Raw genomic sequence first — 16977 nt, 5'->3', positions numbered from 1 at the left:
TCGCCTAGGCGCTGACGCCCACAAGGGCTTTCGAGAAGGCCTCCGCACTGAATGGGCGGAGGTCTTCTGCCTTTTCACCGATGCCGATGAAATGGATCGGCAGGTCATAGGCTTCGGCAATCGCGACCAGCACACCGCCCTTGGCTGTCCCGTCGAGCTTCGTCATGACAAGACCGGTCACGCCAGCGGTATTCCGGAACGCTTCGACCTGACTGAGGGCATTCTGGCCGACCGTGGCATCGAGGACGAGGATCACATCGTGCGGCGCCGTCGGGTCCAGTTTCTTGATGACGCGGACGACCTTCTCAAGCTCTGACATCAATTCGGTCTTGTTCTGCAGGCGTCCGGCCGTGTCGATCAGGACGAGATCCATATCTTCTGCCTGAGCCTTTTCGATGGCTTCATAGACAAGGCCAGCCGCATCAGCGCCGGTCGGCTTCGACATGACCGGGATTCCCGCCCGGTCGCCCCAAACCGTCAGCTGTTCGATGGCCGCGGCGCGGAACGTATCGCCCGCGACCAACAGGGCTTTGGCCCCCTGCTCTTTCAGTTTGGACGCGATCTTGCCGATCGTCGTCGTCTTGCCGGAGCCGTTGACGCCCACGAACAGAACAATGCGGGGGCTGGAGCCTTCCGAAAAGTCGACGATCTTCTCGCGCGGTTTCAGCACGTCTGAAATTTCGCTGGCGAGCGCCAGTTTGATCTCTTCCGGGCTGATTTCGCGGTCAAACCGCTCTTTTGAGAGGTTTTTCGTCACCCGGGCCGCAACTTTCGAGCCGAGGTCAGACGTGATCAGAAGGTCTTCAAGTTCCTCGATCGTGTCGTCGTCCAGCTTGCGGCGACCGAGCGCGGCGAGGCCTTCGGTCAGGCGGGAAGACGAGCGCGACAGGCCCTGCCCCAGCTTTGCAACGAAGCCCGGATTGTTGGCCTCAGCTTCCATCGCAGCGCGGGCGGCGGCTTCGGCTTCAGCGCGCAGGCGGTCGGCTTCACGGCGGTCGGCCAGCAGTTTCAGTTCGGCTTCGGCCTTTGCCTGCTGGGCGGCGCGCTCTTCCTGCGCCTTTCGGGCTTTTTCGACTTCTTCGGCGAGACGGGCCGCTTCTTCTGCATCTGCAGCAGCTGCGGCCTCTTCCGCCCGGCGCGCCTCTTCTTCCAGGCGCATTGCCTCGGCAGCGGCCTCCTCGGCCTCGCGGGCCTGGCGTTCTTCCCAGGCCTTGTTGGCCTCGGCGACGATACGCTCGATTTCTTCCTTCTCGGCAGCCGCCTTGGCCGCTTCGGCTTCGGCGGCCTCTTTCGCGGCCAGTTCTTCTGCCGACAGTTCGGGCGCTTCCATGGCAGCGCCTGCGGCGGCCATTTCGTCTTTTTTCTTTTTCTTCCCGAACCAGAGGATCATTCTTCTATTTCTCCGATCAGCTGCCTGCCGTCATGCCCGGTTATATGGGCCCGCACGGGCCGTCCAGCTTGGCCGGGGTCACGCGACAGTTTTACGGGGGTAAAGTCCGGCAGGCGGGCCGTGGTTCCACGCTCGACCAAAGCCTCACGCTTTTCCCCAATATGGCGTGAAAAGTGGGTTTTGAGGGCGTTTTCGCCCGTTTCGCGCAGGCGCGCCGCGCGCTCCTTGATGATCACCTTGTCCAGCTGCGGCATCCGCGCCGCCGGCGTGCCTGGCCGGGGGCTGTAGGGAAAGACGTGCAGGAAGGCGAGACCGCAGTCTTCGACAAGACGCACCGAGTTCTCGAAATGCGCCTCCGTCTCCGTTGGAAACCCTGCAATGATGTCCGCACCGAGTGCAATATCCGGACGCAAGGTTCGCAGCCGCTCGGCCAGCGCAATCGCATCGTCGCGCGAGTGCCGGCGTTTCATCCGCTTCAGGATGAGATTGTCACCATGCTGCAGCGAGAGATGCATGAACGGCGCGAGACGCCGCTCACCCATCGCCTCGAACAGGGCGTCGTCGATCTCGATGGCGTCGATGGAAGAAATGCGCAGCTGTTGCAGCTCCGGCACCAGTTTCAGGATGCGCTGCACCAGATTGCCGAGCTGCGGCGTGCCCGGAAGGTCCGCGCCCCAGCTGGTGAGATCCACGCCGGTCAGCACGACCTCGTAGTGCCCCGTCTCCACGAGGCGGCGCACCTGGTCCACCACTACGCCCGCCGGGACGGAGCGGGAATTGCCGCGTCCGTAAGGGATGATGCAGAAGGTGCAGCGATGGTCACAGCCATTCTGGACCTGCACATAGGCCCGCGCGCGCCCGTCCATCCCGTCGATCAGGTGGGCGGCCGTCTCCTTCACCGACATGATGTCGTTGACGCGGACTTTCTCATGCCCGCCGAGCAGGTCCACCGGCTTCCACGTTTCGGCTTTCATTTTCTCATGATTGCCGATGACGCGGGTAACTTCCGGCATCTTCGCGAACATGTCGGGATCGATCTGCGCGGCGCAGCCCGTAACGAGAATGGGCGCGCCCGGATGGTCCTTTGCCGCGCGGCGGATGGCCTGGCGGGCAGACCGCACCGCCTCCCCCGTCACCGCGCAGGTATTGACGATCACCGCATTGGAAAGCCCCGCCTCGGCCGCATGGCCACGCATCACCTCGGACTCATAAGAGTTGAGGCGGCATCCGAGCGTGATCAGCGTCGGTCTGGAGGGGGCTTTCGGGTCCGTCATGGCGATCTCGTGCAGCGCACATCGCGCCGGAACGGGCACGAATCAAGCACTCTGCGTCAGATTTCGGTTTCGAATTCCAGTTCTACCGGGCCGGTCATGTAGACGCGGTCGTCGCTTTCGCGCCATTCGATCAGCAATTCGCCGCCATCGAGGATCAGCTTCGCCGTCCGCTCGGTGAGCTTTGCGCGCGCTGCGCAGACGAGCGCCGCGCAGGCGCCGGTGCCACAGGCCCTGGTCAGCCCTGCCCCGCGCTCCCAGACGCGCAGGCGGATTGTGTGACGGTCGATGACCTGCGCAAAGCCGACATTCGTCCCTTCCGGGAAGAGCGGGTGCCACTCCACCAGCGGACCCAAAGCCGGAATGTCATAGGCGTCCACATCCGAGACGAAGAACACCGCATGCGGATTGCCCATGGAGACGACCGCCGGACGCGAGAGGATCGGGTTGTCCATCGGGCCGATTTTCACGTCGACACCGCGAACATCCATTTTTTCCGCCAGCGGAATGTCTTCCCAGCCCATCAGGGGCGAACCCATGTCCACGGTGATCAGGCCGTCCTCGGCACGGAAGGCTCGCAGCATGTCGGCTTCGGTCTGGATCGTGATCTTGTCTTTGCCGGTTTCATCCAGCAGGAGGCGGCCCACGCACCGGCTGGCATTGCCGCAGGCGGAGACTTCGCCGCCATCCCGATTCCAGATACGCATGAACACGTCGCGCGCCGCATCGCGTTCCAGTGCGATCACCTGGTCGGCATTCATTTCCTCAGCCAGCTGGCGCACCTGGTCTTCCGTCGGAGAGAACGGCACAGACCTGGCGTCGAAAATGGCAAAAGCATTGCCCGCCCCGTTCATCTTCCAGATTTTCATGTGCGCGACCGGCTCCGGTTATCAGGATTGTGCGTAGCGGGCTCTATTGCCCTATCGCGGCAGCCGCGTCGAGACGATCCATCCCGCAATCTGAATGCCCAGCGCGATCAGCAGAAAAGCCGGCATCAGCCGGAAGGACACCAGAAGCGCCATGACAGCCGCAACAATGCAGGCATAGTCGACAAGATCCGATGACATCAGCCAGCCTTCGGGCGTGCGGGCCCGGCGCACATCCAGAAGCGTCACACTACGCCAGACGCGGCCCATGTCCGGCGGGCCGAACACTTCCTGCAGGCGTTTCGGATCACGGATGCCCGTCATCTCGGCAAGATCGCCGACTTGCGCCTCTCCGAGGGCGATGTTCCGCTTGCGGCCCGATGTGCCGATCAGGCTCACCAAAGCCGACAGGATCACCGCAAGCGCGATGGCCACCAGCGTAAATCCGTCAAAAGGGCCATACCCGCTCATGGCGTGCATATAGGCGCAGGGGCGCCGTTCCGGAAGATCAGCGCCCTGCCCGTTTAGGGATTGCGGCCCAGTAGTCGAAATCGAGCAGTACGCCATCGGCATATTTGCCATCTGCCGTCTTGTAAGCGAACGCAGCCGGGTCCTGGTCCTTTACGGCCACGAGACGAAGACGCAGGGCTCCTGCCTTGTCCGACAGCTCTGTCTTGTCCAGCACTTCGCTCCACGCATAGATCGTGTCGCCAGCGAAAAGCGGGCTCGCATGCGTACCGGCATTGATCGCCAGCACCTGGCCCGCATTGGCAAGGCCGTTGAAGGCCAGCGAGCGGGCAATCGAGATCACCACGCCACCATAGATGAGGCGCTTGCCGAAGCGGCTGGATTTCTGGCCGTGGGCGTCGAAGTGGACCTTCGCCGTGTTCTGGTAGAGGCGCGTCGCAATCTGGTGCTCGGCCTCTTCCACAGTCATGCCGTCGACGTGATTGATCTTCTCGCCGATCTCATAGTCTTCATAACCAAAGGGCGAGCCCGCGAGAGAGAAATCCCAGTCCTCCATCGGGGCGAAGCCTTCCAGCTCACTGCCCGGCACGGCGGCCGGCAGGTCAGGCACATGGGCGGGCGGCACGGCGGCGTCCTCTTCCCATTTGTTGACCATCACCCAGCGCACGAAGGACATGACCTCGACGCCGTTCTGGTTGAAGCCGCGGGTGCGGACCCAGACGACGCCGGTGCGCTTGTTGGAATTCTCCTTCATGCCGATGACTTCGGACACGGTGTTCAGCGTGTCACCGGGCATGATCGGGCGGCGAATGCGTCCGTCGGCATAACCAAGGTTGGCGACGGCATTCAGCGAAATGTCCGGCACCGATTTGCCGAAGACCACGTGGAAGGCATGGATCGGGTCGATGGCGAGACCCGGCAGGCCGGCGGCCTTCGCGAACTCGGACGAGGAATACTGGGCGTAGCGGTTGCCGGTCAGCGCGCGGTATAGCGCGATATCGCCTTCGGTGACGGTCTGGGGCGTCGCATGGACGAGTTCCATGCCGATCGAGAAGTCCTCGAAATAATTGCCGGGATTGGATTTTGTCTGTGCGGTCATGGCAGCCTCGCTTCCGGGGGCCGCCGCCAGCTTAGATCTGCCAGCCGCCCGTCATCTGATCGGCGACTACCTGCACGCTGGCCCCATGTGAAATCAAGGCCGGAGACGCCTGAAGCACCCAAACAAGCGAAATCGCCGCAGTCACCAGGCCGCCAAGCAGGGCCTTGTCTGTCAGGCGCGTGCGCAGCTGGTCCAGCACCCGCGGACCTGCGATCATGTAAGGCAGGCCGAAAAAGCAGAAACCGGCAAAGGCGAGGCACACGGCCGCCGCGAGGAGGAGAAGCGTCATCAACATGACGCCACTCTCGCGCGGAATGGCTTATATCCAGCGATCAGAATCGTTGAAATTTGATCGAATCGGGCCGTTTGGGCCCAAATTCGCAATCGATCATACGAGTTTCAGCAGGTCTTCAGGCGGACGGCCCAGCACGGCCTTCTTGCCCTTGATGCCGATGGGGCGCTGGATCAGCTTCGGATTCCCGGCCATCGCTTCAAAAATCGCCTCATCGCTCGAGTCCGCATCGATCCCCGCGGCGGGGGCATCCTTTGCGCGCATGAAGGTGCGCGGGCTGACACCACCCATTTTCTTCGCGATGTCTTTCAGCTCATCGACCGAGAGCTGTTCGGAGACGTTCATGTATTTGCGCACCTGTGGCTCGATGCCCGCCTCTTTCAGCAGGTCCAGCCCCTTGCGGGAGGTCGAACAGTTCGGGTTGTGCAGGATCGTATAGCTCATCTGACTCTCCCCTCTTCGGCTCAGGCCGCTTCGAAGGCGCGGATCGCTTCATCCATCGCCACGGTACGGCGGGCTTCGTCGAGGTGAAGCAGCTCGGTCATCTTGCCGTTCACTTTCAGCACGCCTTTGCCGGCATTAGCCGGGTCGGCGAAGGCCTCGATGACGGCTTTGGCCTGTTCCACATCATTGTGGCTCGGTGCGAAGACGCGGTTGGCGGTGTCGAGCTGCGAGGGGTGAATCAGCGTCTTGCCGTCAAAGCCGAGGTCGCGGCCCTGTTCGCATTCGAAGATCAGGCCGTCCTCGTCCTTGATATCGTTGAAAACGCCGTCGATGGCGGTGACGCCATAGGCGCGGGCCGCTGCGATGGTGAGCTGCAGAGCCGTCTGGAAAGCAATCCGGTCGCGCGTCATCCGGGCCCGGTATTCCTTGGCGAGATCATTCGTGCCCATCACGAACGTGGTCAGGCGCGTCTCGGCGGCGGTGGCAGCGATTTCCTCAATATGGAGAATGGCCTTTGGCATTTCGATCATGACCCAGAGGCCGAAATTTGCCGGGGCACCCGCCTCGGTGAGCGCCTTGTCGAGGGCGTGGATATCGGCAGCAGATTCGACCTTCGGCGCCAAAACGGCCTTCGCGCCGCTGGAAACGGCCATTTTCAGGTCATCGGCGCCCCATTCGGTGCTGAGCCCGTTCATGCGGATGACGATCTCGCGATAGCCATAGCCGCCCTGTTTCACAGCGCTCAGGATGGCTTCACGCGCGGTCAGTTTTGCGTCCGGCGCCACAGCGTCTTCCAGGTCCAGCAGCAGCGTATCAGCGGCAAGGCCGCGCGCCTTTTCGAGGGCGCGTTCATTGGCGCCCGGCATGTAGAGACAGGAGCGGCGCGGGCGGTGCGTCGATGAAGCCATGGTCGTTCAATCCCTTTTCAAGCGCGCGGACTATCGCCCTGCACAGCAAACGGCGCAACTGCGGCAATTGCTTCAGCGCCGCAAAACCGTTTAGCTCATCTCTTCTGTCCAGAAACCCCGGCAGGCTTCCATGACGTGGCGCGTTAAGCTCCCTCTCTTTCTGATGGCTGCAGCCTTCGTCTTCCCGGCGAATGCCCAATTGGTGACGGTGAACCAGCTACGGGACGAACTCGCAAAATATGGCGCCGAGGCCATGGAAATTTCCCATGAGGACGGCCACCCGGTGCTGACCGGGGAAATGCTGGGCCAGGCCTTTGATGTGAGCCTAAGCGATTGCGAAGGACCGCAGAATGCCTGCCGCGCCCTCCGCTTTGTGTCCTGCCACGAGATGGCGGAATTCTCCCGCATCGAGGCACTGGAAATCGCCAACACGCACAATGCCGGTTACCGGGACGCCGCCGCGTTCGCCGAAGAGAAATGGTTTGGACAGGTCGTCTGCCTCCGCCTGCAGCAGAATTTCCGGGGCGAAGCGGGATTCGGCCAGCGCCAAGTGTTCAAATGGCAGATCGAGCTGGAAGACTTCCTGCAGGAAATGGACGATGCCCGGGCGGAGAAACAGGCAGTAAACAGCCTCGACAACAGCGCGGATTAGGCCGTATGGCCGAAGCATGACTGACTTCCCGATTTCCGGCTTCACCGCCGCTGGCCTCGAAAACGTGCGCACTGTCTTCGAGACGAACTTCGCAGACATGGACGAACTGGGCGCTGGCTTCGCCGTCTATCACCGGGGCGAACTGGTCGCCTCGCTGCTCGGCGGCTGGGCCGACAGGCAGAAATCGGTTCCGTGGAGCGCCGACACGCTGGTGCCGGTCTATTCGACCACAAAAGGCATCGCCGCCTTTGTGCTTGCTTCCCTCGTCGATACACTGCCGGACGGATACGAAACCCCGGTCGCAGCCGTCTGGCCGGAATTTGCCGCCAATGGAAAAGACACCGTGACAATCGGACAGGCCCTCAGCCATCAGGCCGGCCTTCCCGGTTTCCCGGAAGAAATCGACCCCGAGCTCTGGCTAGACCCGCCCGCCTGCGCCGCCGCCATTGCAGAGCTCGCGCCGATGTGGCCGCCGGGCACCGCGCATGGCTACCATCCCCTCACCTGGGGCTATATCGCAGGCGAGATCGGGCGCCGTATCAGCGGCGAGACGCTGGGCACGACGCTGCGCGCATTGTTCCCGGACGTGGATTTCCGCATCGGCCTGCCCGCCAGCGAACATGGCCGCTGCGCCGACATCAAACGTCCGAACGCCCTGGCTGACCTTGGCGAGCTGAACGAATATCGCAAGGCCGCCTTCGTCTACAAATGGTCCGCACCTAACCGCGGCGGCGCCATCTGGCGCGAAATCGAAATTCCATCAGCCAACGGCCATGGCACCGCCGAAAGCGTCGGTGTGATTTACCATCACTATGCCCGCAGCGGCGGCGGCAAGCTGCGCGCAGGCATCTTCGAAGACCTGATCCGTCCGCGCACGCACGGGCCCGATCTTGTCCTCCCGCTGGAGACCAGTTTCGGCGCCGGTATCATGCTGAATACGCACGGCCTGTTCGGGCCAAATCCGGCAACGCTTGGCCATTCCGGCTGGGGCGGATCGATGGCGGTCTCCGATCCGGACGCGGAGCTGACGTGCGCCTATGTCATGAACCGGCAATCGAACGTGCTGGTCGGAGACCCCCGCGCCGTGCGCCTCGTCGAAGCCGTCTACGCCGCCCTCTGACATGTTTGCCTCGCTCGACTGGCCTGCTTTCATCGTCGCCATGCTGGCGGTGGAGCTGACGCCCGGTCCGAACATGGGCTGGCTTGCCACCCTGTCGGCGCGCGCAGGCCGGCAACACGGCATGAAGGCGGTGGCGGGGATTACGCTCGGGCTCGCCATCCAGCTGTTGGCGGCTGCGACGGGCCTGTCCGCCCTGCTCGCCGGATCGATCACGCTTTATGAAGCGCTGCGCTGGGGCGGTGTCGCCTTTATGCTTTACCTTGCCTGGGAAGCTTTTCGCGACGATGGCTCAGCCCCGCCGGCCATGGCCAACAAACTGGCCGGGTTCCGGCGCGGCCTGATCGCGAACCTGCTGAACCCCAAGGCGCTTGTCTTCTACCTCCTGGTCGTCGGCCAGTTCGCTGATCCCGGACTCGGGCACCTCTGGCTGCAGATCCTCCTGCTGGGCAGCTTGCACATTCTCCTCTCGCTGATCGTCCACGTGACCATCGTTCTGGTGGCGGACCATCTGGGTGGATTACTGGAAAAATGGCGCACCTCTTTTGCTGCGCGGCTGTGCTTTGGCCTGGCCCTCGCCGTCGTGGCGCTCTGGATCGCGATGTCGACCTCGCGCCCCTGATTGTCGCCATATCTCGCCATCTGGCGTATTTATTGCAGGATACGGAACCAGATAGGAATCCCATCTCTATCTGTCAGAAACTGATACGCCCCGGTGCCGATCCCCTGGCTCCGGGGATTTTTTTGGCTCGATATCAGGCAGGCCGCGCCGCGCGGGCCAGTCGCCGCGCCTTCGCCTCGCCCACCATGGAATCCACGGTGAACACCGCCAGCGCCAGCCAGATGAAGCCAAACGCGATGGCGAGCGTCATGCCGAACGGCTCCCGGAATATGAAGACCGCGATCAGGAACTGAATGCTGGGCCCGATATACTGCATCATCCCGACGGTCGACAGTTTGAGACGCTTGGCCGCCAGCGCGAAGAGAATGAGCGGGAAAGCCGTGATCGGGCCCGCCGCGATCAGCAGCGGGATGTCCCATCCACCCTGCCCCATCAGCCGGCCGTCCGGCTGCTGCGTAAACCAGGTGAGCCAACCGATAGCCAACGGAACGAGGACGACGACCTCCATCAGGAACCCGGCCCGGCTGTCGACGGCCATCTTTTTCCGGATCACGCCGTATGAGGCGAAACTCATGCAAAGAAACAACGCAATCCAGGGCACATGCCCATAGGCCACCGTGACGACGCCGACGCCCACAGCCGCAATCGCAACCGAGACCCACTGCGCCGGACGCAGTTTCTCGGCGAAGAACACCATGCCGAACAGGACGCTGACCAGCGGATTGATGAAATAGCCGAGCGAGGCCTCGATCGTCCGGTCGGCATTCACCGCCCAGATATAGACCCCCCAGTTCAGCCCGATAATCAGGCCGGACAGGATCAGCCATTTCGCCGTGCGCCATTGAAAGGCCGCCCGGATGTCGTGCCAGTTCCCAGCCAGCGCGATCAGCACCATCGCGGTCGGCACCGACCAGATCACCCGGTGCGCCAGCAATTCCTGCGGCAGGACATGCCGCATCGCCCGGATGTACAGCGGCAGGCTGCCCCAGATGAAATAGGCCGTCAGACCGACAAGAAATCCAAAACGCTGGCTCGAAGACATGCGCCGCGCTGTATCAACCCGCCTGCCGCTTGGATAGTCACGAAATCCGGCATCGGTTGCCTTGAAGCCCGCATCGTCTAGATTTCAGGAAGAAACACCCGCGCGATCAACGGAGAACGGCCCGACCGATGGATGAAGAAACATCGCCCTCCCTTCTGAATACGCTGAAGTTCCAGGATGTGCTTCAGTCGGTTCAGGACGATATCGTCAAGCTCGCCGGGGAGTTCGTCTCTTACGAGTCGCTCTGGCAATTCCTTGCGATTGTCGTGGCGGGGATCGCGGGCTTCTTCCTGGCTCGAGTACCGGTCACAAGGCTGAAGAAACTGGCGGCTAGCCGGGAGCGCGCAGACGTACTCTTCCACGCCTCGGTTTCCTCAGCCCGGATCGTCTGGCCGGTCATTACAGCGCTCCTCCTATGGATCGCCATCCCGGCCTTCGACCAGTTCGGCTTGCGCAATGAAATCCTGCGCGTGGCAGGCAGCCTCCTCAATGCCTGGATCATTGTCCGCCTGATTACGTCAAACATCCGTGATGGGATGGTGGCAAACACGCTGGCGCTGCTCGCATGGCTGATCGCCGCGCTCTACATCCTCCGCCTGCTGCAGCCGGTGACGGAGTCCCTCGACTCCACCATCATCGAGTTTGGCGGCGTGAAGTTCTCGATCCTGCGCCTGATGACAAGCCTGGCCGTCGCGGCCTTCGCGCTCTGGCTCGGCCGGATCGCAGGCGATGCGGCGCAGGCGCAGTTGCGCAGTTCCAAGAAGCTGACGCCCTCCATGGCGGGCCTGCTCGGACAGGTGCTGAAGATCGCCTTCATCATCATCGCCATCCTGATCGCGCTTCAGGTCGTGGGCGTGAACCTGACCGCGCTGACCATCCTCTCTGGTACGCTGGGTATCGGTATCGGCTTCGGCTTGCAGGCAATCTTCTCGAACTTCGTGTCGGGCCTGATCATCCTGATCGAGAAATCCGTGAAGGTGGGTGACTTCATCGAGCTTCAGTCCGGCGTCACGGGCCTCGTGCGCGAAATCAATATCCGCTCAACCCTCGTTACCACGAACGACAATGTCGACATCCTCGTGCCGAACGAGGAGTTCATAAAGGCGCAAGTCATCAACTGGACGCTGCGCGAAGCCCGCAGGCGCGTCCATGTTCCTTTCGGAGTCGCTTACGGCTCCGACAAGGAGCTTGTCCGCAAGGCTGGCCTTGAAGCTGCCGAGGAAGTCGAATGGACGCTGAAAGGGGTTCCCGGCCGCACCCCGCAGGTCTGGCTGACGAAATTTGGCGATTCCGCGCTCGAATTCGAACTGGTCGCCTGGCTGACCGATGCCGCCGTTAGCCGGCCCGCCCGCGTTGTCGCGGATTATAACTGGGCCCTGCACACGGCGCTCGAGAAGTACGAACTCGAAATCCCCTTCCCGCAACGTGACCTGCACCTCAAAAGCGCAACGGGCCTCAACGTCACCGTCGAGACCCGCAAAGCGAAGTTCGGTTCGGATACGGACTAGTCCTCAGTACGAAAGTCGACCGGTACATCGAACCGATACTCCCGAATGGACAGGATCAGGTGCAACCTTTTCTCGAGACCCTTGCGGACGATTTTTCGCGATTCTTGAGATAGCCAGTAATCAGTGCGCTTGGCACATTCATTGAGGTCATCCAGAGACATCGCTTCGAATTCTGCGCGCGTGTCTGGCACGCCCGATCGTTTGCGATGTCTCTTTTTACCCATTAGTCCGTCACGGCCGGTTGTTTTTCCGGCTTGATGACACCGCGGTTCAGGAGTTCCTCGGCGATCTGCACGGCGTTCAGCGCCGCGCCTTTGCGCAGGTTGTCGGAGACACACCAGAACATCAGGCCGTTCTCGACGGTCGGATCCTTGCGCACGCGGCTGATGAAGGTCGCCCAGTCGCCGACACATTCCTTCGGCGTGATGTAGAGGTCTTCTTCCGGATCATCGACCAGCATGATGCCAGGGCTCTCGCGCAGCAGGTCCTGCGCTTCCTTCGCGCTCATCGGCGCGGCAAGCTCCACGCTGACCGCTTCGGAATGGCCGACAAAGACCGGCACGCGCACGCAGGTGGCGACAAGCTCGATGCTCTCGTCGACGATCTTCTTCGTCTCGACGCGCATCTTCCATTCTTCCTTGGTGAAACCGTCATCCATGAAGACGTCGATCTGCGGGATCACGTTGAAGGCGATTTCCTTCTGGAAGATTTCCGGGGTCGGCTCGTCATTCACATAGACGCCGCGGGTTTGGTTCCACAATTCGTCCATCGCATCCTTGCCGGCGCCGGAGACGGACTGGTAGGTCGAGCAGACAACGCGCTTGACGCCGACGGCATCGTGAAGCGGCTTCAGCGCCACCACGAGCTGCGCTGTCGAGCAGTTCGGGTTCGCGATGATCATCTTCTTCTTGTAGTCCATCACCGCTTCGCCATTGCACTCCGGCACGACCAGCGGCACGTCCGGGTCCATCCGCCAAGCGGAGGAGTTATCGATGGTGATGGCGCCGGCCTTCGCAATCTTCGGGCACCATTGCTTTGCCGTGTTGCCGCCCGCCGACATAAGGACGAGATCGACCTTGGAAAAGTCGAAGCTTTCGATGTCCTGGCATTTCAGGGTGCGGTCACCGAAGGACACTTCCTTGCCGAGCGACCGGCGCGACGCCACGGCGTAGACTTCGTCCGCCGGGAACATGCGCTCGTCCAGAATGGCCAGCAATTCGCGTCCGACATTTCCCGTCGCGCCGACAATCGCAATCCGTGTGCCCATGGCTCTTTCGCTCCTCGTAATTCGAGGCGGGCTTATGACGCATTTCCGGCCGATGCGCAAAGCCTGTTGCCATTCGGGGCCCCGTCGGGCAACACGAAGGGGTTCCCGGAGACACATATGGAGGCCCCCGCCCCATGCTCGACGACGTAATTGCCCGCTATATTCAAAGCTATAACGCCCGCGACATTGACGGCATGCTTGACTGCGTGACCGACGACGTCGTGTTCGAAAACATCTCGAATGCGGGTGGTTCCATGCGCCTCGACGGCAAGGACATGATGCGCCAGGTGGCCGAATTATCCGGAAACGCCTTCACCTACCGCCGCCAACGGCTGATCAATGTCGTATCCGGTGCGGGCAAGGCCGCCGCCGAAATCGAATTCGAGGGCAAGGCCGCAGTCGACCTGCCAAATGGGGTCAAAGCCGGCGAAACCGTGAAGGTACGCGGCGCAAGCTTCTTCGAATTCCGCGGCAATTTACTCTGCCGGATCGCCGATTACAGTTAGGCCAAGGCCGCCCTGTTCTTCCGGAACGCAGCTGACATGGTGCGCAGGCGCATAAGCCTCTTCGATCCGGTCCATGTCTGCAATGAATGATGCAGGCATTTCGCTTCGGATTTCGGCCCAGATGACCGAACCGCCCGGCGTGCAGATCACTTTCAGATAATCCGGCGCCGCCCCGACCACGAAGTTCGCTTCCGCTACCAGACCGCGTTTGGCCCGGTCCCAGATCTGGAACGTCGCCCAGGCATGCTCACGCATTATGTAGCCAAAGCGCAGCTGGTCCGTTTCATCCAGCGGCGGGGCCCCCGACATTCCGGCCCGGAACACCTCCGCAGTATCGCGATCTGAATAGATAGAAGCACGAAAGGCCGACCATTGTGCCATGGTTGCATTGGATTCGTTGCGCAGCGTGACCGTATTCCCGTCATGCAACTGGATGCCGACAAAGACCAGCGAGATGACGATGGCGATGGCACTGACGATCTGGGCAATGAAGGCAAAGTATTCCACGCGCGCCCGGCGTTGGGCGAGTATCGTCTCCCGCGTCTCTGACGGGTCTTCATTTTCCATATGCCGCCCCCCCTGAAAGCGCTGATCTGATCCCTGAAGGATCAGGCCGATTGCTGCAGTTCCGGCACGCGGAGGTCAGGCGCGAGCCCCTCTCCCATCATGTCGATGAAGTTACCGGAATAGAACGCCTTGATGGCGCTTTCCGGCAGGCCTTCGAGCGTCTGGTCGAACCGCTTCAGCGGATTGCGGCCGCCTTCGACATGCGGAAAGTCGGACGAGAACATGGCGATTTCCTCGCCTGCTTCCCGGACGATCCAGCCGGCATCTTCGTGCGGGTAAGGCGCTGCGCGAAACTGACGGCGGACAATCTCGGAGGGTTTTGCGGACAGCTTCTGCAGGCGTTCTTCGTTACGCATGAAGGCGTGGGCTGCCGAATCCATGGCCCGCATCCAGCCGGGCACCCAGTTCGCGCCAAGCTCGATGGCACCCCATTTGAGATCCGGGAACCGGTCGAACACGCCGTCGAAGATCAGCGTCGCCAGTGTCTGCATCGCGGCCTCCGGGATCGGCATGTAGGAGACGGACGTGAAATTGTCGTCGCCGCCATGGAAATCCGGTACCGGCGGCAGGCCGTTCTCCTTGTACATTGGGTTCAGCTTCGTCTCCCCGCCGACATGGAGCACCACCGGAATGCCAGCCTCCTGCGCCAGTGCCCAGAGCGGGTCCAGCGCGATATGACTCGGCGAATGATGCTGCGGGCAGCGGCTCGGCACCATCAGCGCCTTGGCGCCAATTTTGATGGCAAGCTTTGCAGTGGCGAGCGACCGGTCAAAATCTTCGAGTGGAACATAGGCGACGGCCAGTAGTCGGCGGTCGATGCTGCAGAAGTCCGTCATCATCCGGTTATGCGCATCGGCAGCGGCGTAGCAGAGCTCCATGTCGTCTCCCTGATCGAGGCCAAAATTGCCGAGGCAATGCGTGGTGAAGACGAGTTGGCTGGCAAAGCCGAGCTTGTCCATCGTATGCGGGCGGTCCTGCCGCACCCAGGCGCCGTGCGCGTCATAGTTCTTCCGCAGCAGGATATTGTCGTCCGCCTCGGCCCGGAAATCCGCATCCTGTTGCAGGTCCAGGCGCTCTCCGATCCACTTTGCCTTGGCCCCGGTTCGCAGCGCTTTCACGCGCGGCAGCGCCAGAAAGCGGTCCAGCAGCTTCTTTTCAAAATACGGATCGAGACAATCGACAGGCTCCATCAGATGGCTGTCGGCATCGTGGATCAGACGTCCATCGGCGTATGACATGGCATTCCTCCCTTATGTTTTTAGGGGAATGCTCTCATGCGAGAGGAAGTCGGGCAATCTTTTCCTTGGACCGGCCGTCAGAGCGCGGCGATGATCGCGTCCGCCATTTCGCGCGTTGTCAGGCTGCCGCCGAGGTCTTTGGTGCGGGCGCCCTGGTCAAGCGCCTTACCGACAGCTGCGAACAACATGTCGGCGGCCTTGTCCCGGCCGAGCGACCAGCGCAGCGCCATTTCCAGCGACAGGATCGCGGCGCACGGGTTCGCAATCCCCTGCCCGGCAATGTCCGGCGCGGAGCCATGCACCGGCTCGTAAAGGCCGGGCGTGCCCGGGGCGCCGAGCGACGCGGAGGGTAGCATGCCGATGGATCCGGTCAGCATGGCCGCTTCGTCCGAAAGAATGTCGCCGAAGAGGTTGTCTGCGAGGATGACGTCGAACTGTTTTGGTGCGCGCACCAGTTCCATCGCACAGGCATCGGCATACATGTGCGACAGGTCCACGCCCGCGCCCATTTCAGCATGGGCGAGCGTCACTTCCTGACGCCAGAACAAGCCGGATTCCATGACGTTCGATTTCTCGACCGAGCAGACTTTGCCCTGCCGGCCGCGCGCGATCTCGAAAGCGACATGCGCCACACGCTCGATTTCGGGATGGGTATAGACGGCGGTATCAAAACCCCGGCGGATACCGCTGGTTTCATCTATGCCGCGCGGCTGGCCGAAATAGACCCCGCCCGTCAGCTCGCGGACGATCATCAGGTCAAGGCCTGCGACCACGTCCTGCTTCAGACTGGAAGCTTCCACCAGCGCCGGAAAACAGAAAGCCGGGCGCAAATTCGCAAACACGTCGAGCCCCTTGCGCAGGGCCAGAAGACCCGCTTCCGGGCGCTTGTCCCGCGCTGCGCCGACCCATTTCGGACCTCCAACCGCTCCCAGCAGGACGGCATTTGCCTGCCGCGCACGCTCCAGTGTTTCTTCCGTCAGCGGATCGCCATGGGCATCGATCGAGGCGCCGCCCACCAGGCCTTCTTCCACTTTCAGATCCGGCGCGACCACTTCCGCCACGCGGCGGGCTTCAGCGGTGACTTCCGGGCCAATCCCGTCGCCCGGGAGAAGAAGGAGTGTCTGGTGCATTTTCTGGCCTGTCTGCTACGCAATAAGGATGGGCGGCATGTACCGCTCCCACGGCCATATGTCACCCATGGTTTTTGACGCAGGCGGCCTGGTCGAAGGGCCTCAGATCGGCTCCGGATCGGCCTCGTAGAGGCGGAGGGAGCGGTCCGTGACGCCTAGCCCGGCGAATTGCGCGCGCCATGCAGCCATGTGCGGCGTTTCGAAATGCGCTTTCAGCGCCTCCCGGCTCTCCCAGCGCTCGGTGACTCGGACAAGGCCCGGGTCCAGCACGTCGATGCTGTAGGCATAATCCAGACAGCCGGCTTCCGCGCGGCTTGCGCGGATCATGGTTTCCATGGCCGGCCGGGCCGCGTCGAGCCGCTCGGCCGGAACCCTGACAGTCCCTTCGATAATGATCATGGCACTTGCTCACTTTCGTCGGTGCCGGAGGTGCTGTCGTCTTCATCCCGCGCTGCATCTGCCGGCGGCTTTTCCGGCAGGGTCACGTTCACTTCCGGCTTTATGGAGAATGGATCGTTGTGGCAGGCGCCAAGCGCGGCCACGCCCAGCATCAGGAGCATCGGTTTCAGTCTGTCCGGCATCGGGGTCCC

The 16977-nt window shown here is 62.1% G+C and carries 21 protein-coding genes; 5 read left to right on the top strand and 16 right to left on the bottom strand.

All coding sequences use genetic code 11. The features are described 5' to 3' along the window. Positions 1 to 4: 4 nt before the first annotated feature. From ftsY to R3C98_RS04290, 8 genes are all read right to left on the bottom strand, one after another. Complete coding sequence (gene ftsY, locus R3C98_RS04325) at positions 5 to 1390, bottom strand: signal recognition particle-docking protein FtsY (protein WP_371312888.1); 1386 nt, start codon at positions 1388 to 1390, stop codon at positions 5 to 7. Further along, complete coding sequence (gene mtaB / locus R3C98_RS04320; protein ID WP_371312887.1) at positions 1387 to 2664, bottom strand: tRNA (N(6)-L-threonylcarbamoyladenosine(37)-C(2))-methylthiotransferase MtaB; 1278 nt, start codon at positions 2662 to 2664, stop codon at positions 1387 to 1389. The genes ftsY and mtaB overlap by 4 nt, the downstream gene beginning before the upstream one ends. Positions 2665 to 2720: 56 nt before the next feature. Further along, positions 2721 to 3530 carry a diaminopimelate epimerase gene (gene dapF / locus R3C98_RS04315; RefSeq protein ID WP_371312886.1) on the bottom strand — a complete coding sequence of 270 codons (810 nt, stop codon included), beginning with the start codon at positions 3528 to 3530 and terminating at the stop codon, positions 2721 to 2723. 51 nt (positions 3531 to 3581) lie between these two features. Beyond that, positions 3582 to 3998, bottom strand: a complete 417-nt coding sequence (locus R3C98_RS04310) for a hypothetical protein (RefSeq protein ID WP_371312885.1) — start codon at positions 3996 to 3998, stop codon at positions 3582 to 3584. 37 nt (positions 3999 to 4035) lie between these two features. Further along, entirely contained in the window at positions 4036 to 5094 is a 1059-nt protein-coding gene (locus R3C98_RS04305; RefSeq protein WP_371312884.1) for a MaoC family dehydratase, read from the bottom strand. Between the two features lie 31 nt (positions 5095 to 5125). After that, complete coding sequence (locus R3C98_RS04300; protein ID WP_371312883.1) at positions 5126 to 5383, bottom strand: hypothetical protein; 258 nt, start codon at positions 5381 to 5383, stop codon at positions 5126 to 5128. A gap of 99 nt (positions 5384 to 5482) precedes the next feature. Then, positions 5483 to 5830, bottom strand: coding sequence for an arsenate reductase family protein (locus tag R3C98_RS04295; protein ID WP_371312882.1), 348 nt, complete (start codon positions 5828 to 5830; stop codon positions 5483 to 5485). 20 nt (positions 5831 to 5850) lie between these two features. After that, a complete protein-coding gene (locus tag R3C98_RS04290) occupies positions 5851 to 6738 on the bottom strand; it encodes a CoA ester lyase (RefSeq protein WP_371312881.1) in 888 nt (295 codons plus the stop codon). Positions 6739 to 6868: 130 nt separating this feature from the next. Between R3C98_RS04290 and R3C98_RS04285 the strand changes: the two genes are divergently transcribed. From R3C98_RS04285 to R3C98_RS04275, 3 genes are read left to right on the top strand one after another with little or no spacing between them, the layout of a single operon-like run. Further along, entirely contained in the window at positions 6869 to 7390 is a 522-nt protein-coding gene (locus R3C98_RS04285; protein WP_371312880.1) for a hypothetical protein, read from the top strand. A 16-nt stretch (positions 7391 to 7406) separates the two neighbouring features. After that, entirely contained in the window at positions 7407 to 8510 is a 1104-nt protein-coding gene (locus R3C98_RS04280; protein ID WP_371312879.1) for a serine hydrolase domain-containing protein, read from the top strand. A 1-nt stretch (position 8511) separates the two neighbouring features. Continuing rightward, entirely contained in the window at positions 8512 to 9129 is a 618-nt protein-coding gene (locus R3C98_RS04275) for a LysE family translocator (protein ID WP_371312878.1), read from the top strand. Positions 9130 to 9262: 133 nt separating this feature from the next. Here R3C98_RS04275 and rarD read toward each other — a convergent pair whose 3' ends face one another. Next, the gene (gene rarD, locus R3C98_RS04270; RefSeq protein WP_371312877.1) at positions 9263 to 10171 is read right to left on the bottom strand and encodes an EamA family transporter RarD; all 909 of its coding nucleotides are present in this window, start codon (positions 10169 to 10171) and stop codon (positions 9263 to 9265) included. Positions 10172 to 10299: 128 nt separating this feature from the next. On the opposite strand from rarD, the gene R3C98_RS04265 reads away from it, so the two are divergent. Beyond that, a complete protein-coding gene (locus R3C98_RS04265) occupies positions 10300 to 11679 on the top strand; it encodes a mechanosensitive ion channel family protein (RefSeq protein WP_371312876.1) in 1380 nt (459 codons plus the stop codon). Here R3C98_RS04265 and R3C98_RS04260 read toward each other — a convergent pair. Both R3C98_RS04260 and R3C98_RS04255 read right to left on the bottom strand, forming a co-directional pair. Next, positions 11676 to 11870 carry a hypothetical protein gene (locus tag R3C98_RS04260; RefSeq protein WP_371312875.1) on the bottom strand — a complete coding sequence of 65 codons (195 nt, stop codon included), beginning with the start codon at positions 11868 to 11870 and terminating at the stop codon, positions 11676 to 11678. The two genes, R3C98_RS04265 and R3C98_RS04260, sit on opposite strands and share 4 nt — an antisense overlap. 32 nt (positions 11871 to 11902) lie before the next feature. Next, positions 11903 to 12946 (bottom strand): aspartate-semialdehyde dehydrogenase, encoded by a 1044-nt coding sequence (locus R3C98_RS04255; RefSeq protein WP_371312874.1) that lies wholly within the window; start codon positions 12944 to 12946, stop codon positions 11903 to 11905. Positions 12947 to 13080: 134 nt separating this feature from the next. Here R3C98_RS04255 and R3C98_RS04250 point away from each other — a divergent pair, with 134 nt between their 5' ends. Further along, complete coding sequence (locus tag R3C98_RS04250; RefSeq protein WP_321487959.1) at positions 13081 to 13452, top strand: nuclear transport factor 2 family protein; 372 nt, start codon at positions 13081 to 13083, stop codon at positions 13450 to 13452. Here R3C98_RS04250 and R3C98_RS04245 read toward each other — a convergent pair. The 5 genes from R3C98_RS04245 to R3C98_RS04225 all read right to left on the bottom strand — a co-directional run bounded on the left by R3C98_RS04245 (position 13423) and on the right by R3C98_RS04225 (position 16968). Next, a complete protein-coding gene (locus tag R3C98_RS04245) occupies positions 13423 to 14019 on the bottom strand; it encodes a hypothetical protein (RefSeq protein ID WP_371312873.1) in 597 nt (198 codons plus the stop codon). The two genes, R3C98_RS04250 and R3C98_RS04245, sit on opposite strands and share 30 nt — an antisense overlap. Positions 14020 to 14060: 41 nt before the next feature. After that, positions 14061 to 15257, bottom strand: a complete 1197-nt coding sequence (locus R3C98_RS04240) for an amidohydrolase family protein (RefSeq protein ID WP_371312872.1) — start codon at positions 15255 to 15257, stop codon at positions 14061 to 14063. 77 nt (positions 15258 to 15334) lie between these two features. Further along, entirely contained in the window at positions 15335 to 16387 is a 1053-nt protein-coding gene (gene leuB / locus R3C98_RS04235) for a 3-isopropylmalate dehydrogenase (protein WP_371312871.1), read from the bottom strand. Positions 16388 to 16489: 102 nt separating this feature from the next. Further along, positions 16490 to 16786, bottom strand: coding sequence for a putative quinol monooxygenase (locus tag R3C98_RS04230; protein ID WP_371312870.1), 297 nt, complete (start codon positions 16784 to 16786; stop codon positions 16490 to 16492). Continuing rightward, on the bottom strand, positions 16783 to 16968 hold the full coding sequence (locus tag R3C98_RS04225) for a hypothetical protein (RefSeq protein ID WP_371312869.1): 186 nt from the start codon (positions 16966 to 16968) through the stop codon (positions 16783 to 16785). Before R3C98_RS04225 ends, R3C98_RS04230 begins: the two co-directional genes overlap by 4 nt. Positions 16969 to 16977: the final 9 nt, after the last annotated feature.

The sequence above is a fragment of the Hyphomonas sp. genome, from assembly GCF_041398465.1.
GTDB lineage: Bacteria > Pseudomonadota > Alphaproteobacteria > Caulobacterales > Hyphomonadaceae > Hyphomonas.
Note: the sequence above shows the minus strand (reverse complement) of the source record. Positions and strands in the feature narration are given on the sequence as shown.

Excerpts from the sequence above, each read along its gene's own strand:
- R3C98_RS04305 (WP_371312884.1), bottom strand. The coding sequence starts at position 5,094 with ATGACCGCACAGACAAAATCCAATCCCGGCAATTATTTCGAGGACTTC.
- R3C98_RS04280 (WP_371312879.1), top strand. The coding sequence starts at position 7,407 with ATGACTGACTTCCCGATTTCCGGCTTCACCGCCGCTGGCCTCGAAAAC.
- R3C98_RS04310 (WP_371312885.1), bottom strand. The coding sequence starts at position 3,998 with ATGAGCGGGTATGGCCCTTTTGACGGATTTACGCTGGTGGCCATCGCG.
- mtaB (WP_371312887.1), bottom strand. The coding sequence starts at position 2,664 with ATGACGGACCCGAAAGCCCCCTCCAGACCGACGCTGATCACGCTCGGA.
- R3C98_RS04300 (WP_371312883.1), bottom strand. The coding sequence starts at position 5,383 with ATGACGCTTCTCCTCCTCGCGGCGGCCGTGTGCCTCGCCTTTGCCGGT.
- R3C98_RS04275 (WP_371312878.1), top strand. The coding sequence starts at position 8,512 with ATGTTTGCCTCGCTCGACTGGCCTGCTTTCATCGTCGCCATGCTGGCG.
- R3C98_RS04290 (WP_371312881.1), bottom strand. The coding sequence starts at position 6,738 with ATGGCTTCATCGACGCACCGCCCGCGCCGCTCCTGTCTCTACATGCCG.
- R3C98_RS04225 (WP_371312869.1), bottom strand. The coding sequence starts at position 16,968 with ATGCCGGACAGACTGAAACCGATGCTCCTGATGCTGGGCGTGGCCGCG.
- R3C98_RS04285 (WP_371312880.1), top strand. The coding sequence starts at position 6,869 with ATGACGTGGCGCGTTAAGCTCCCTCTCTTTCTGATGGCTGCAGCCTTC.
- leuB (WP_371312871.1), bottom strand. The coding sequence starts at position 16,387 with ATGCACCAGACACTCCTTCTTCTCCCGGGCGACGGGATTGGCCCGGAA.
- R3C98_RS04240 (WP_371312872.1), bottom strand. The coding sequence starts at position 15,257 with ATGTCATACGCCGATGGACGTCTGATCCACGATGCCGACAGCCATCTG.
- R3C98_RS04230 (WP_371312870.1), bottom strand. The coding sequence starts at position 16,786 with ATGATCATTATCGAAGGGACTGTCAGGGTTCCGGCCGAGCGGCTCGAC.
- R3C98_RS04245 (WP_371312873.1), bottom strand. The coding sequence starts at position 14,019 with ATGGAAAATGAAGACCCGTCAGAGACGCGGGAGACGATACTCGCCCAA.
- R3C98_RS04250 (WP_321487959.1), top strand. The coding sequence starts at position 13,081 with ATGCTCGACGACGTAATTGCCCGCTATATTCAAAGCTATAACGCCCGC.
- R3C98_RS04295 (WP_371312882.1), bottom strand. The coding sequence starts at position 5,830 with ATGAGCTATACGATCCTGCACAACCCGAACTGTTCGACCTCCCGCAAG.
- dapF (WP_371312886.1), bottom strand. The coding sequence starts at position 3,530 with ATGAAAATCTGGAAGATGAACGGGGCGGGCAATGCTTTTGCCATTTTC.
- ftsY (WP_371312888.1), bottom strand. The coding sequence starts at position 1,390 with ATGATCCTCTGGTTCGGGAAGAAAAAGAAAAAAGACGAAATGGCCGCC.
- R3C98_RS04265 (WP_371312876.1), top strand. The coding sequence starts at position 10,300 with ATGGATGAAGAAACATCGCCCTCCCTTCTGAATACGCTGAAGTTCCAG.
- rarD (WP_371312877.1), bottom strand. The coding sequence starts at position 10,171 with ATGTCTTCGAGCCAGCGTTTTGGATTTCTTGTCGGTCTGACGGCCTAT.
- R3C98_RS04255 (WP_371312874.1), bottom strand. The coding sequence starts at position 12,946 with ATGGGCACACGGATTGCGATTGTCGGCGCGACGGGAAATGTCGGACGC.